15 protein-coding genes and 1 pseudogene are annotated in these 15027 nt (G+C 61.2%); 14 read left to right on the top strand and 2 right to left on the bottom strand.

What is annotated here, in order from left to right; translation table 11 throughout:
- The first annotated feature begins 187 nt into the window (after nt 1–187).
- The 12 genes from NDI85_RS17080 (at nt 188) to NDI85_RS17025 (ending at nt 12285) form a co-directional block, all read left to right on the top strand.
- Entirely contained in the window at nt 188–1456 is a 1269-nt protein-coding gene (locus NDI85_RS17080; protein WP_310916442.1) for a hypothetical protein, read from the top strand.
- 60 nt (nt 1457–1516) lie between these two features.
- Nucleotides 1517–2434: a glycosyltransferase gene (locus NDI85_RS17075; protein WP_188997075.1), complete on the top strand. Its 918-nt coding sequence runs from the start codon at nt 1517–1519 to the stop codon at nt 2432–2434.
- A 99-nt stretch (nt 2435–2533) separates the two neighbouring features.
- On the top strand, nt 2534–3532 hold the full coding sequence (locus NDI85_RS17070; protein ID WP_310916441.1) for a DUF1616 domain-containing protein: 999 nt from the start codon (nt 2534–2536) through the stop codon (nt 3530–3532).
- 98 nt (nt 3533–3630) lie between these two features.
- A complete protein-coding gene (locus NDI85_RS17065) occupies nt 3631–4206 on the top strand; it encodes a metal-dependent hydrolase (RefSeq protein ID WP_188997071.1) in 576 nt (191 codons plus the stop codon).
- 860 nt (nt 4207–5066) lie between these two features.
- Nucleotides 5067–6287 (top strand): alpha/beta fold hydrolase, encoded by a 1221-nt coding sequence (locus NDI85_RS17060; protein WP_310916440.1) that lies wholly within the window; start codon nt 5067–5069, stop codon nt 6285–6287.
- 110 nt (nt 6288–6397) lie between these two features.
- Nucleotides 6398–6994: a hypothetical protein gene (locus NDI85_RS17055; RefSeq protein ID WP_310916439.1), complete on the top strand. Its 597-nt coding sequence runs from the start codon at nt 6398–6400 to the stop codon at nt 6992–6994.
- Between the two features lie 314 nt (nt 6995–7308).
- Nucleotides 7309–7842: a hypothetical protein gene (locus NDI85_RS17050; RefSeq protein ID WP_310916438.1), complete on the top strand. Its 534-nt coding sequence runs from the start codon at nt 7309–7311 to the stop codon at nt 7840–7842.
- An 85-nt stretch (nt 7843–7927) separates the two neighbouring features.
- The gene (locus tag NDI85_RS17045; RefSeq protein WP_310916437.1) at nt 7928–8986 is read left to right on the top strand and encodes a radical SAM protein; all 1059 of its coding nucleotides are present in this window, start codon (nt 7928–7930) and stop codon (nt 8984–8986) included.
- 54 nt (nt 8987–9040) lie between these two features.
- A complete protein-coding gene (locus NDI85_RS17040; RefSeq protein WP_310916436.1) occupies nt 9041–9682 on the top strand; it encodes a YIP1 family protein in 642 nt (213 codons plus the stop codon).
- 35 nt (nt 9683–9717) lie between these two features.
- Nucleotides 9718–10449, top strand: a complete 732-nt coding sequence (locus NDI85_RS17035; RefSeq protein ID WP_310916435.1) for a hypothetical protein — start codon at nt 9718–9720, stop codon at nt 10447–10449.
- A gap of 128 nt (nt 10450–10577) precedes the next feature.
- On the top strand, nt 10578–11486 hold the full coding sequence (locus tag NDI85_RS17030) for an ABC transporter ATP-binding protein (protein WP_188997069.1): 909 nt from the start codon (nt 10578–10580) through the stop codon (nt 11484–11486).
- Nucleotides 11479–12285, top strand: a complete 807-nt coding sequence (locus NDI85_RS17025) for a hypothetical protein (protein ID WP_188997067.1) — start codon at nt 11479–11481, stop codon at nt 12283–12285. Before NDI85_RS17030 ends, NDI85_RS17025 begins: the two co-directional genes overlap by 8 nt.
- 346 nt (nt 12286–12631) lie before the next feature.
- Here NDI85_RS17025 and NDI85_RS17020 read toward each other — a convergent pair whose 3' ends face one another.
- Together NDI85_RS17020 and NDI85_RS17015 are read right to left on the bottom strand one after the other, a co-directional pair.
- A complete protein-coding gene (locus NDI85_RS17020; RefSeq protein ID WP_310916434.1) occupies nt 12632–13108 on the bottom strand; it encodes an SdpI family protein in 477 nt (158 codons plus the stop codon).
- Between the two features lie 375 nt (nt 13109–13483).
- Nucleotides 13484–13834: a hypothetical protein gene (locus tag NDI85_RS17015; RefSeq protein WP_310916433.1), complete on the bottom strand. Its 351-nt coding sequence runs from the start codon at nt 13832–13834 to the stop codon at nt 13484–13486.
- Between NDI85_RS17015 and NDI85_RS17010 the strand changes: the two are divergent.
- Nucleotides 13766–14005, top strand: a pseudogene (locus tag NDI85_RS17010) (IS1595 family transposase); the annotation flags it as partial. The gene NDI85_RS17015 and the pseudogene NDI85_RS17010 sit on opposite strands and share 69 nt — an antisense overlap.
- Nucleotides 14006–14140: 135 nt before the next feature.
- Nucleotides 14141–14893, top strand: a complete 753-nt coding sequence (locus tag NDI85_RS17005) for an alpha/beta hydrolase (protein WP_310916432.1) — start codon at nt 14141–14143, stop codon at nt 14891–14893.
- The last annotated feature ends 134 nt before the right edge of the window (nt 14894–15027 follow it).

The raw sequence follows: 15027 nt of genomic DNA, 5'->3' as shown, positions 1-15027 counted from the left end.
TGCGTGTGCGGGGGTCGCTGTAACTGGACTCATCGGCACAGCAACAGGTATCGAAGATCAGTATCGTACCGTTATCGACGTCGCCGATGCTGGTGCGGACCGAAGCGGTTCAGAGTCGGTTAGCCCGCTGCTTGCCGACCTGATCGGCGACGACACGCTTCTGAAGTTCCCACCCGGCGAGTACTACATGGACGAGCAGGTCCGAGAGTCCGGGGCCGACAACGTGGGCCTCGTCGGCGACGACGCCACGTTGGTCCCGGCGGACTACTACGACTTCGACGGACCGCAGTACCGCTTGTTCCGACTCGGGACGTACTACGACCCGGCCCGAGACGTTCTCATCAAGAACTTCGACGTGGACCAGCGAGCGGACGACACCGGCATTCGCGCGTTCCACGTGAGCGTTTCGGATGGACTCTCCGTCAAAAATATCGACGTTATCGGCCGCCACGATAGCGGGACGTGGGGGCCGGCGCTCTTCCGCGTCACCGATTCGGACGGTAGCGGCCACATCGACGGACTCCGAATCACCGACGGCGCCGACTGGCAGACCCAGACGCCGGGTGACCTTTGGCGTGGTCCGACGGGCATCCTCATCAACAACCACGACGGCTCGATCCGACTGGACCACTGTGTCGTCCGTAACTATCCCGACAACGGACTGTACGTCACTGGTTCCGGTTCCGTTTCGGTCGTCGGAGGACTGTTCCAGAACAACGGGCCGGTGAACGTCCGTATCGGGGCGAGTCGGGCCACGGTGGAGCGTACGGAGTTCGTCACGGACCAGCGATCACCGTACTATCTCGCACAGATCCCGATGCGGTTCGATTACGCAGACCGAGTGGTGGTCCGTGACGTCTCTATCGACCTCACGGCGCCGAACGGGGACGCGGTGCAGATACTCGACGACGTCGAGAGCGCAGCCCTCAGGAACACTGACATCGACATCGCCGACGTGCCTGCCGCCGGTGTTGTCGTCAAGTCGGGGTCCGGTCCGGTCTCTATCGTCGACGTCGACGTCGACGTCGACATGGACTGTAGTGCGAACGCGTTCCGGTTACTGGGGAACGGGGGCGGTGTAGTGGTACAGGACTGTCGTATCGCTGGCAGCGCTTCCGGCGAGAATCTGCGTCACGCGATCCGATGTGAGCGCGACAACTGCGAGTTCCGAGCGTTGACCGTCGACCAGTGGGGCGGCGGGAAACGCCGCGGGATCGCCCTCCTCGGCGAGGATTACACCGTCTACAAGTGTCGCATTCGTTGCTCCGACCGCCCGGTGTCGGCCTACGGTGACGACATCTGGATCGAGGAGAACTACCTCGACTCCTACAGCGGCGACGAGTCCATCCGCATCGGCCCCGACGCCGATTCGGTGCGCATCAAGAACAACGAACTGCCCGACGGTATCCAGGACGCCGGTGGACGTAACGTCCTCGTCACTGGGACGACGTACTGAGACGCCGGATTCCGGTTTATCTGGTGGGTAATAAACACTCCCCGGGGCATTCGGTCTTGTATGCCAACGGTAAGCGTCGTCATCCCGACGTATAATCGCTCTGACGTGCTGCCCCGTGCCGTCGATAGCGTCCTCGAACAGACCTACGAGGACTTCGAGTTGGTCGTCGTCGACGACGGGTCCGACGACGGGACGCTCTCGTTGCTCGACACCTACGACGACCCGCGACTCCGGGTCGTCACCCACGGGACGAACAGAGGTGCGAACGTCGCACGGAACACGGGCATCGAACACGTCCACGGGGAGTTCGTCGCGTTCCTCGACTCGGACGACGAGTGGCACCCGGAGAAACTGGGACGGCAACTAGCCCGCTATCAGTCTGCCCCCGAGGAGTGTGTCGCGGTCTACTGTGACTTCGAGTACGACCTCGATGGAACCAAGGGACGACTGCTGTCTGTGGCCGCCTCGGTACTCTCGGAAGCCGACGACGACGACCGCCCGAAAGAAGGCGGAAAGGAGCTTTCGGGCGAGATCCTCGCGGACTACCTCCACTCCGGCGCTGGGTCGACACTCCTCGTCGAGACGTCGGTCGCACGCGCTATCGACGGGTTCGACGAGGAACTCGACCGCTTCCAGGACCCCGACTTCCTCCTTCGCGTCATTCAAGAGGGATATCTCGGCTACGTCGACCGACCGCTCGTGACGCGTCACGAGACGGGCTCTCCGCCCGCGGAGACGGTCGAACGCGCCGACGAGCAGTTCATCGCGAAACACGCCTCGCTGGTCCGGGCCGCAGAGCGTGACGGCTACAGCGTTCAGGAAGCCCACGACCTCCTCCTCACGAAGCTCTACTTACAGGAGGGTGCCTTCCTCGACGCAGCGCGATACCTCCGGAACGCGCGACTCGAACCACGTCACGTCCCCGGCGTCCTCTGGAGTGCCGGGTCCGGACTTCGCGACGCGGCCAGTTCGGCGTAGCACGCCGGCCCGCGCGACGCTCGGTGGCCTGTCTCGCTGTTCGGGTCGCTGGACTTATTCGACGAATAATAAGGGCCCCACGGGAACTAGAGGCTGGCAATGTCACCGCTGGATCGCTGGTACGTCGACCTCTCGCTGGTCGCCTTCGCGACGGGACTGGCCGTGCTGACGGTCGCGTTCGGCGTGACCGGGGCACTCCGGACAGCCGTCATCGTTCCGCTCGTAACTGTCTTACCCGGGTACGCGTTCGTCTCGTTTCTCTACCCGGCCGTCGGGAACTCTGCCGTGCGGACCTTCGATGAGAACCAACGCGGTCTGCGCAACCCGCTCCCGACCAAGGACGGCATCGACGCGCTCGAACGGACCGTCTTCGCCGTCATCACGACGCTGTTCATCGTGCCGCTGGTCGCCGTCGCCGCTAACTTCACGCCGTGGGGCATCACGCTGTATCCCCTGCTGTTCGGAACCACCGGCCTCACGCTCTCGCTGACGGTCGGCGGGCTGATACGGCGCTACCGGCTGCCGGCAGAGCGGCGCTACACCCCACAGATATCCGAATTCCTCTCGAACGTCACGTACTCCGACGCGGGCAACGCCTTCGGGACAGCCGACAGCAAACGTCGGCTGTTCAACGTCGCGCTCGGTGTGAGTCTGCTCCTTCTCGTGTCGAGCGTCGGATACGCCGCGGTCAACCCGCCACAGCAAGACGGGTTCACGGAGTTCTACGTGAACACCGACAACGTGACTGGTGACACGCAGTCGATGTATCCCGCCCAGTTCGCCGCCGGCGAGACGCGAACTCTTTCGGTCAACGTCACCAATAAGGAACACGAACAGATGCAGTACGAGGCGGTGGCCCACATCCAGCGAACGAACGGGACCGGCGCGGACGCGCAAGTCCTAGAGAGCAACCGCGTGGCCGCACAGTCCGTGACTGTCGACCACTCGGCGACGCGCACCGTGAACTTCGAGGTGTCGCCCTCTATGCGGGGATCCGACCTGCGGATGGTCGTCTACCTGTACCGCGGAGAGGCGCCCGCCGACCCGACGATGGATTCGGCCTACCAGTCGCTCCGATTGCCGATTACGGTCGCCTGACGTTCAATGACGCCACTACCCACTCGATACGACGACGCGACGCGTGACGCTTCGACGCCGACGACTACACTGCGAACACCGACCCGGACCTGACCACGATGTGGCCATGGGAACACGTCGCCGTCGGCTACCTGCTGTACTCGGGATACGTCCACCTCCGATACGGCGAGTCGCCGGGGACGCTGCCGGCGCTCGCGGTCGGGTTCGGCGCGCTGTTTCCCGACCTCGTCGACAAACCGCTCGCGTGGACGTTCGAGATATTCCCGAGCGGCGTCTCCGTCGCACACTCCGTCTTTACCGCGACGGCACTCTCGCTCGCGCTCGTGGTACTTCTCGGCAAACTCGGCCACAGGGCCGTCGGGACCGGGTTCAGTGTCGCCTACCTCGCTCACATCCCCGCCGACGCCGTGTATCAGGTGGTCGTCGGGAACCCCTTGCGACTGGAGGCGTACCTGTGGCCGCTCGTGACCATCCAGAGTTCCGGGCAGGGCGGGTTCCTCGACAACGCGCTCTACTACTTCGTCCGCTTCCTCTTCTTCCTCGGGACGCCCCGGGGACTGCTCTTCCTCTCGCTGGAAGTCGCACTGCTCGGGACGACACTGCTCGTCTGGTGGGCCGACGACTGTCCCGGCCTCGGGATTCTGCCGCTTCCGAAGCGACCCTCGGTCGACTGACCGTCTCTCTTTTATCGGCCTCGGTATAGCGCGGCACGGGATCCACTTCAGCGCTCCCGCCGACCCCTGCGTAGCGCGTCGCTCAGAGCGCCGCCATGACAGCCGGTGCGAGAGCGCGACGATGAGCGTGCTGGCGGCCACCCCGGCGGGGAGTGCAACGCGGCCCTCTTTGCGGAGACTTGCGGACAGATGGGCGCCGTCGATACGCGAGACGGTGTGGGATTTGAAGCCGAGTCGCGAGGTGAAACGCGCACCGATAGCGGCGGCGCCGAGGGTGAGGATAGCCGGTTGCACGACGACAGCGACGAGGGATATCGCCTGGGGGACGCCCTCGACGGACGGGAGGCTACCAGGTGACAACATTACCGAGAGGACTAGCCCGACGATACCCGCCAATCCGAGGCCGAACACCGCCAGTATCCGGCGGAGGCACGCCCGGCTCCCTCCTTGCCCGCCCGACACCTCTGACCCGCCGTCTGCGTCCGTATCCATCGTGTCCCTCTACGACTGAGACGTTGCTTCAAACCTTCGCCTATCTACCATCTCCGCCGACGATACTGTCTCGTTGTCCGAATTTGACGGTCGTCGTTGCGGCCTGCAACCCTCTACAGAGCCACGTTCGACGAGGACTGGCGAGACGTCTAGGACCACGAGCCCAGCCCGACATCAGTCCGACAGTTCAGCGGGGGTTGATCGGCCACACGCAGTTCGTCTCTGTCACTGAGCGTTTCGGAGAGGCCGGTTGCCAACCGACACGAGAACGGCACAGTCTGCGACCCGGACCAGTGTTGGGCGGAGTTGGATTTTTGCAACTCTTTAACTAAATAATGTATTTATATTTGGGGAAGAAATACACGGGCGTGTCGCCCCCAACGCAGGCGGACATCGCGAGAGAAGTCGTCCAAACCATCGCCAACGGGCAGGCCACGTCCGTGTTCGCTCGGTTCGCGCCCGAATTGCTGCAGGAATACACCGCGGTTCAGCTGTTACAGGCGTGGCGAGAGCAAACTGACGAGCTTGGGCGACTCATCGCTATCGGGGACCCGGAACAGAAGCTCGTGTCGGGGACCGAGGCGCTGGTCGTGCCGGTGATCCACCGCAAGGGGATACACCGTGTAACCGTCGTCTTTGAGGATGAAAGCAGTATCTCTGGATTGTGGCTCTCTGACATCAGTTCCGAACAGGACACCGACCAGACGGCGACCTGTCCGTCGTACGTAGACCAGTCGGCCTTCGACGAACGGTCGGTATCAGTCCCCGGCGAGGGGAAAGACCTCCCGGGAACCTTGGCGGTTCCACGCGGGACAGAGTCGCCACCGGGCGTGGTGCTGGTACACGGGTCAGGGCCAGCGGACAGGGACGGGCGCGTCGGGTCGCGGTACCCACTCCGGGACATCGGACTCGGACTCGCCAGTCACGGGATTGCGACCCTCAGATACGACAAGCGGACGTTCGTCGAACAACTGCAACCCAGAGAGACGACGATAGAACGGGTAGTCGTCGACGATGCGGTCTCAGCGCTCGACCGACTCCGGGCCGAAGGCGTCAGTCCCTGCGGGGTCGTCGGACACAGCCTCGGTGGCATGCTCGCGCCCAGAATCGCCTCCGAAGACGGGAACACGGACGCGATCTGCTGTCTCGCAGCGAACGCACGGCCGCTCTCGGAACTGGTTCTGTCCCAGATCGGTGCTCTCGTCCCCGATGACGGTCAGACAAGGACGCTCTCACCAATCCGTGACACATTCGAACGTGCCCAGAACGGTTCGATGCGTCCGGACGAGCAGCTGTTCGGCGCCCCCGTGACTTTCTGGAAGAGTCTGCGGGGATACGACGCCTGCGAGGCGGCCGCGGCGCTCTCCGTTCCGATGCTTTTCGTTCAGGGACGCGAGGACCGGCAGGTCCGTGCCGACGTCGAATTCGAACAGTGGCGGGCCGCGCTCGGTGACCGACGGAACGTCACGTTCTCGCTCTACGAAGGATTGGACCACCTCCTGACACCAGCCAGCGACAGGGAGACGACACAGGTGTCCGAAGCGGTGCTAGAAGAGACCGCCGACTGGCTCTTGGGCTGTGACCCGTGAGGAGGGTACCACGAGCGCGTCACCACGTTTCGATCCGCGCGATACCGCGTTTATTTATTGCAGTACTCAAACCACAAAAATAATATATAATTAGGTTCATTCAATTCAATATGAAGTTAACTGAGATACGGACGAGAAACGAGGAGGTGTTTGACTTGCATCGATCGGAGCAGTGGCTACTGCCACTGCTCGAATCCCCATCCGACGAGCGGGGGGCCATCGGGTTGGCCTGCAACGGTCTCTACGGGGCAAAGTCTCTGTACTCCGAGTGGACATTCAGCGAACCTGACGACCAGGCACGGGAGCTGTTCGCTGTTCTCGCGGACAGAAAACAACAGCATCTGGAGCGGCTCGGCTCCTGTCTGTCGGTCGAGTACCATGCTTCCTCTGGGGGAGCGGTCTACGATCACCTTCGTACGCGGACCGACACTGCCGAACGGATCGGTGCCGGGGTCCTCGCGCGAGCGTTACTGGAACACAGTACCTACGAGTGTTTTCTGACACATCTGGACCTCAACGAGGATACTCGAGCCACGGTAGCAGAGATCCAGGGCGACGTGGAAACGACACTAGACGACGTGATAGAAGTCGCCGAAGACTACCCAGGTTCGGTGAGGGAAGTCATCCGGGAGAGTTGTGACCACACACTCCAGACGGGACGAGATGCACTCAGTAGCAACTCACCGAGCTCGTCGACGCACAGCTAGGCGAACCCAGTGTCGGCCGGGGACTGTCAGCGTGGACTCTCGCCGGCTTGCATGGTCAGTAGACGGCCCGTACTCTCTCCCCTTCACAGTCCGCTCTCAAACGCGTAGCGCGGTTCGCATGGTGGGTCGCTGAGTTCGGAGGTACAGCCGTGCTCACCCGCTAGATGGGGTAGACAATACGCGGGATATCGTCGGGGAGGTGTCGCGGTCCCGTCGCGATGCCTCTCGCTATCAGCTACCGGGCCGATCAGATATGCCAGATTGAAATCCACACCCACAATGTTTTTAATTATGTCTTTTCACTATGGAAATGTATGCCCACGGCAGTAACCGCAGCGGAAAATGTGGACCACTCGCAAAGCATCGCTCACAACAGCGAGTTCAAGACGGAGATCGATCCAGTCAAGGCCGAACTCGTGAGTTCCTCCGTCTACTTCAGTGGACTCTTCGAGGAAGAGGAGATCTCCGAACTCGTGACCGAGGAGACCATCTCGGACGAGGTCCTGGACTCCTACTCCGACCTCTGCACGAACGACTTCGAGGAAGTTCTCACCATGCAGGGCATTGAAGACATCGACAGCGTCTCCATCGAGGAACTCGCCGAAGAGGCGGACGATTACACGCTGTCCAAGGACGATGTCGAGGCGCTCATCGAGATCGACTCCCAGATCGATTCGATGGCGGAAGCCAGCAACGCCGAGACGCCGGTCGTTGATGGCCACGTCGCATGTACCGCGGTTGCAGCGTGTGTCGCAGCCGTCGTCGTCGCCGTCGCCGCCGCCGCGGCAGGCGTCGCCGCGACGGTGGCGGCCGCGGTGAACACGACTGCTGTGACCGGGCACTACTAGACGGAACCGGTACCCAATCCACTAAATATTATTCAAACCCGCTCAATTAGCGACAAAAATATCAATGATTCCAACGTCAGTTTCAGTGTTCCTCGACTATCAATGCAACTTCGCCTGTGACCACTGTAGCGTGGGGAGCAGTCCGGAAACGAAATTCGAAATGCCGGACGACTTACGAGAGGACGTGTTCGACGAACTCGAGACCCTCGACACGCTTCAGTTAGTGTGTTTTACGGGCGGCGAATGTACGCTTCACAAGGACAAGCTCCTCGAAGGGATCGAACGATGTACTGAAGCGGGTCTCAACACCCGGATCGTCACGAATGCCTGGTGGGCTCACGACATGGATAACGCCCACGATATGCTCCAGGATCTCGTCGACGCAGGCCTTGACGAGATCAACACCAGCTACGACGACTTCCACACGGAGTACATGGACTTCGAGAACATCGTGAACATGATTGAGGCGTCTCTGGAGTACGATGAGCTCAGCGCCGTTGCTTTGGCCTGTATCATCGGTAGCGAGGACCCCGAGTATGACTTGGATCGGATGGAAGCAGCGATCGAAGAACGGATCGGTCGCCCGGTCGGCGAAATAGGCAAGCTACACACCCTCGAAGACGCAGCCGCGCCGATGGGCTCGGGCATCCAACTCGACCCCAGTAGGTACTCCGCGGTCAAAGACGTCGACATCGGATGTCGCGACGTCGTCAACACCTTCTCGATTCACCCTGACGGGTCGGTCAAAGTCTGCTGTGGCCACGCGCAGTTCTATCGCCCCGACCTGACGATGGGGAACCTGAAAGAAGATTCGCTGGTCAACGTGATTCAGAATTCCCAGGACAATCTCGTCTACTGGCTCATACACGAAGTCGGCCCGAAACGGCTCCTTGATCGCATGGGCGTCGATCCGGCAGTCGAACACACCGGAATCTGTCACGCCTGCCACGATCTGCTCGGCGAGTACCGGGACGAGTTCCTCGAATATGTCCAGGAAAACCGGACGGAACTCATCAAAAACGACGTGTTCCTTAGCGACCGGACCGAAAAGAACGTCGCCCGCCTCGCCGATAACAAGGATGAAATCATGCGAAAGCTCAACGATCTCGACGTGACCGAGACCGACGACAAGGTCAGAACCTGAGCGCGGACCCGGCTATCACCCGACTTTCGGCCACAATCGCAGGAACGCAGCCAAATGTCAAGAAAACAGTATAACGATATAGTCCCGCTGGTTCTCGATCTCCTGTTCGATCTGAAAGTGATCGCCGAGCGGCGGGAACTGGACCAGCTTTGGACGCCAGCAGCGATCGTACTACTGGCTGCTGTATCGAATCTCTTCAGTTCGATAGCGAGTGTCATGTGGATTGTACCCGCCATTCCCGGATCGACCACGGAACTCTATCTCATCTCGACTGTGACTGCCGTCCTGTTACCGCTCACGGTGTGGCTCGGGAGCGGTGTCGCGTTCTACGTGATCGCGACATTGCGCTTCATCGACGTCGATTTACGAGAAACTATCTGGTTGACGGGTGTCGGAATGCTCCCGTACGTCGTCAGTTCTCTCCTCGGAACGGCTGCGACGCTGTTCGCTATCACGCAGGTTCCGGCCCCCGAATCTGTGCAACTCGTTCAGGCACGCTCCTCGCTAATCCAGTCTCTCACGGTCGTGAGATTCGCGAATCTCCTCCATCTCATAGCGCTGCTCTGGACCGGAGTGAACTGGATCGAGATGGGATCGGCCGTCTGGGACGTACCCACGACACGGGCGGCGAAGATTGTCTGTGGCCCGCTACTACTGCTCGTACTTATATTTGCGAGATTGAAAGTATTAAATTAGATCAAATAAATATATTGTAAGCAAGGAGATCACTCATGTCAGACAACGACGGAAACGAGTTACCGAGTGAAGTGCTGGAGAAAAAATCCAGGGATATCATTACGGCTCTGGACACCGGAGTGCGCGACAGTCTCACGAGTTTCGGCCAGGCGGCGGCGACCCAGATCGTGTCGGCATGGGATAAGACCGAGGACGTCCACGGTCAGTTCGCGGGCGTGGATGAGATCGTCGTCGACCCGGAATTACCGGACGACGTCGACATGGATCCGTCGGAGCGGGCCGTCGAGGTGTACGGGAATTTCGGCGACGAACCGTTCAAAGTTCAGCTCTTTTTCACCGCCAACGGGGACCCGAAGGGGCTGTACATCTTCAAAGACAAAGACGTGGGTCTGGTGGACTCTCTCGGTGACGCAAAGCGTCTGGGAAAATCCAAAGTGTCGTCTCTCACCGGCAGGCTCCGCAACCGAAAGCAGGAACCCACGGATAGGGAGCGCGACATCGTCACGGATGTCGTCGACCTGCTCGAACAGGGTGAGTTCCAGACGGTGTACGATATGCTCACTGCGGAACTCAAAGAACAGATCACGGTAACCGATATCGAGTCAGGATGGACCACACATATCGAGGCGCTCGAAGGTATCGAAAACATGTATAAAAAGCGAGGCGTGATTCAGGTAGCTCTCGCGGACGCTAGCGGATCGAAGGAGTTCTTCGTCACAGTCTCCGATGACGGTACACTCGGCACACTCCGAATCCGAGATACGTAAACGATGAGTGCAACACCACGGACCCACGGACGAAGGGACAGACCAGCCAGGCCCGGCGATCGCTCACCGCCCGCGTCCGGTTATCCTATCACCCTGGCGAACAGTTGTCTGAGCAGGGGAAGATACAGATGACCGGTATCTCCTACTCTTCGGTGACGGCGGGATACAAGTCGCTGCGTGTCCTCGACGACGTGAATCTCGAGTTGGATCGTGGCTTCAACGTCCTTCTCGGCCCGAACGGATGCGGGAAGACGACGCTGTTTCGCTGTGGCTGCGGGATTCTGCAGCCGAACGAGGGCACAGTCCTGGTCGACGGGCAGAATCCGTACGAAGAACCGAGCGTGAAACGCGAAGTGAGCTATCTCCCCCATCGGCCGGTCCTCAACACGGAGTTGACGGTGCGGCAGAATCTCAGGTTCTGGGGCAAGGTACAGAATCTACCGACCGAGGACGTCTCCGATCGGATCGCACAGTTGGCGGATCGATTCGATTTCCGGGAACTCCTGGACCGTAACGCGGGCGAGCTGAGTCGAGGGCAGTCCCAGCGTGCATCGATTGGACAAGCGCTACTTCCGGACCCATCAGTGCTGTTTCTCGACGAAGCGACGACCGGACTCGATCCGATGATCGCACAGGATATCCGCTCCTACCTCGATCAGCTGGGCAACACACGGACTGTCATCTATTCGACCCACGACCTGAACGAGGCGGACGACTTGGCGGAACGTCTCCTGATCATGCGTGACGGCCAGCTGGTGTTCGACGGAAGCATCGAAGAGGTGCGGGACCGCGCCTTCGAACGCCCGACCATCGGTTTCGAGGCCGTCGACACCGATGCGGCTCGTCAGGCCCTCGAGAATCAGGGATACGAAACGGAGATCGAAGATTCGTACGTTGTCGTCACCAAGCGACCGGAGACAGAGATGAGCGAACTCGTCACGAGACTCGCACGAGACGGGATCAACGTTCGAGAGGTGAAGATGATGGAGAACTCAGTTCAATCACTGTACAACAACATCGAGTCGAGCTATGAGTGACACCACCGAGATAATCGATCTTTCCGAGGCGCTGGTGTGGCAGCAGCTCAACTCCCGGCGACTAAAGCTGTTCGCCATGCCACTGTTTCTGGCCGTGGTGTTTGGCGGCATCACAGTGGTGAGCATCAGTTCTCCGGGAGCGGTCACGCCGACGACGAGACAGAGCGTCCAGCGACTCGTGGAACTCTACTTCGGAGAGCTAAACAGCGAGTACGCTTTCGCGTTGGCGCTGTTCCTGATACAGGGGCCGTACCTCCTCGCGACGTTCTCGAGTGTGCTGGGAGTGAATACCGGCCAGCGCATGGCGGGAAAACTGATCTCTAGCGGCCAGTTCGAACTCTTGCTCAGTTCTCCGTACCACGAGCGACAGGTGTTCAACTCGCTGCTGTTGTCCACGACTCTCGTCACCTTGCTACAGGTGTTTGCGTTCGCCCTGGTCGCACTCGGTATTCCGATCGCCGTTCTCGTCTCCATCGGCGCAGAGCTCGGCGCCCAGCTGAACGCGACACTACTTCCCGCGTTTCTCCTCCCGCTACCAACGGCCATCTGGGCGAACCTCGTCGTCATCCTCGGGTCGATGGGGATCGGTGGAAACCTGTCTGATGGCGTTCAGGAGCTGTTTAGCGTCGTCGGCATCGTTCCCGGTCTCGGGTTGACTGTCCTCGTCAATCTGTTCCCCAACCTGAACCTGGTCCTGTTCTCGGTGGCGTCGCTCGTCTTGATTCTGTGTCTGATCGCGATTTGTGGGTACTGGGTGACGACCCGGTTCCACGCCGAGGACATCCTCCCGGCGACGTGAGAACGTCCCCGCGGACTCCCCGCCCCCCTTCGACGCTCTGGTTCCCGACCGTCGGCTGGTGAGCAAGTCAGGTATCGGCCGAACCTATCGACTCGCTGTCTCTTGCCACGTCACCGTGACCCGGTGGACAGGTATCCCGCACGGACGGTGTGGTACACTGATGATGCAGTAGATACCTCAGCCCAGTACACCCTGACGGTCTCGAATCACGGCTGGCCGCGGCTGTGGGTTGTCTCCGCCGTATGTCCCCCTCGGCGATATTTCGAGAGAGTCGTTGGCTCTGGGTTGTACTATCCCAGGATATATGTCCGGGTACCGATGCGCGAGCGCCGCCGGGAACTGCGAGTCAGCCGTCATAGAGACGATACGAATAGTAGTACAGATACCCGAGTACCGAGAGGAGTGGGGCGACGATGAGCGCGAGAGCGACTATCTCCGATGGAGCGGCGGCTGCGAGGACCGCGATGGCGGCAGCGGTTTTGAAAAACGGGACTGCGTGCTCGTGTGTCTGGCTCCAGACCGTCTCGTCGGCCATCGTCCACGGCGACCGAATCCCTACTAATCGGTTCTGTTCAAGTGCCGGCAACGCTTTCGCACCGCTGTACAGCAGGACGGCGGCGACCAGCGCCCCGACTCGCGTCAAGAGGGACTGTCCACCGCCGAACTGCAACCCGCTATTCCACGCGACGATTGTCGCGAGGACGAGCAAACCGAGACTCACCAGTGCGAACGCAGTCCACTGATAGGCGTCGCGGAACGGGGCTACCCTTTCACCGATAGTGGGAACCCGTGGCGCGATGGCGAATACGCCGAGGAGGCTCACCTGACCCACCAGAACCGAAGCGACAGCTACCTGGGTGGACAGCACGACGACCGGTTCCCCGCCCGCGTCCCAGAGAACCACGACCGAGGCGGGGAAACGAAATACGGCGCCAATAGCCAGGGCAACTGTTAACGCGACTACGGTGCCCGACTTGAGGAGCGTGCTGCCGTTCAAACCGGTTGGCCGACGGGTCCGTGTCTCTCCGTTCGCCGTGGTCGTCTCGGATCCGGTCACACGCGGCGTTGTGATCTCCCAATTACATAAGCTAGATGGATTTCCTGCCTCGCCTGCATGATCCGGGAGCTCGCGGAGGCCGTCGCACCGGGACTGTCCAGGCGTTGCGAACGCTGACGCTCTCTATCTCCCTCAGCACGCTCATAGGTCTGACAGTTTCTGACTGGTCCTACTCGCGCCCGCTGGTGGGCGGACAGGCACGCCCTTGCTGACCCCTCCGATAGACGTTCGACTAGCCCGTGGGCGCCTCTCACGCTCCGCGGGCCGTATCCGGTCCTCCCCCCGTCCGCGTGGGTGGGTACCGGCCGCTTCGAGGTCCGCCTTGTCCGCGGCGGCGACGATCTGGTTCTCGCCGGGTTCGACGCCATGTGATGCCTCGAACTCGCCGCCGTCGACGTCGACGACGCTCTCAACCGCCGTCTTGATGACGACACATTCGACCGCGAATACGTCGTCCACGGCGGCGGCGAATACGCTGACGACGAGGAGCACGTCGACACCTGCGAGAGCCACGCGTCGCTGATGTGACGGTGACTCTCGCCCCACCGTGGCGTCTCCAAAGACAAGTTGACACAGTCTCTCAGAGCGTTCCAACTACGTCGGGAGCTGTTTCGGAAACCCGGCCGAGACGCTCTCGAGCACGCTGTTCGAGCGACGCTGTGAAATAAACAACGTGCTACACCTGAGCGTATACGTTATGAGTATCGGTCTCAACTTCCCCGCGGCACAGTTCGCGGGTCGGAGTGGCTCACGCATTATCGGCAGGATAAGTATTCACGCACTGGCCGAACCGACGCCATGGACACGTCGCCATCTCGCCGTCAGTTGCTCGCCGCGGCCGGCGTCGCGCTGACGGGTGTGACCGCTGGCTGTACGCGGACAGACGCATCGAACGACGCCGCCCCGACCGACACGCAGACTTCGACCGACACCACCACGTCGCCGACGGGGGCCGAAGAGACGACGACTACTGGCCCGCGTGACGTTTCGTTCGATACGTCCGGTGGAACGACAGTCGAGGGGACCCTCTACGGGTCGGGGTCCTGTGGGGTCGTCCTCGTCCCGCAAATCAACCTCGACCGCGGAAGTTGGCGACCACAGGCCGAACGACTGGCCGCGAACGGGTGGCTGGCGCTCGCCATCGACGAGGGCGAGCAACGAGTCGCCGCAGTCAGGGCCGCCGTCGAGTTCCTGCGGTCGGAACGCGACGTGTCGACCGTCGTTCTCGTCGGTGCGAGTACGGGCGGGGCGGCCGTCGTCGGTGCCGCCGCCGAGAGACCGACCCGCGTCGACGGCGTCGTGACGCTGTCCGGGGCCGGCGGCGCTGGACGGGCCGAGTCGCTGACCGGCCAGAAACTGTTCGTCGTCAGCGAGGGCGACGAGCAACGCTTCGTCGACGTCGCGACCGAACTCCACAGCGACGCGTCCGACCCCAAACGACTGCTGACCGTCGACGGGGCCGCACACGGGCAGCGACTGTTCGAGAGCGAGCACTCGGAGGCGGTCTGGGCGGCGATGCTCGACCTGCTCGAAGATGCCTGCCGACGGTAACGGAGCCATGGCACTGTCTAGTTGAGCGAGTTTGAGAAGCGAGGAGGCCGTAGCGAGAAGTGCTCATGCAACTCGCAAACCTCCTCAGAGAGACGTTAGATGAGGACAGCCAAGACGTTTGGGAGAACGAGCAC

The sequence above is a fragment of the Haloarcula sp. S1AR25-4 genome, from assembly GCF_031624555.1.
Taxonomy (GTDB): Archaea; Halobacteriota; Halobacteria; order Halobacteriales; family Haloarculaceae; genus Haloarcula; species Haloarcula pellucida.
This window is presented reverse-complemented; position numbering and strand designations above follow the sequence as displayed.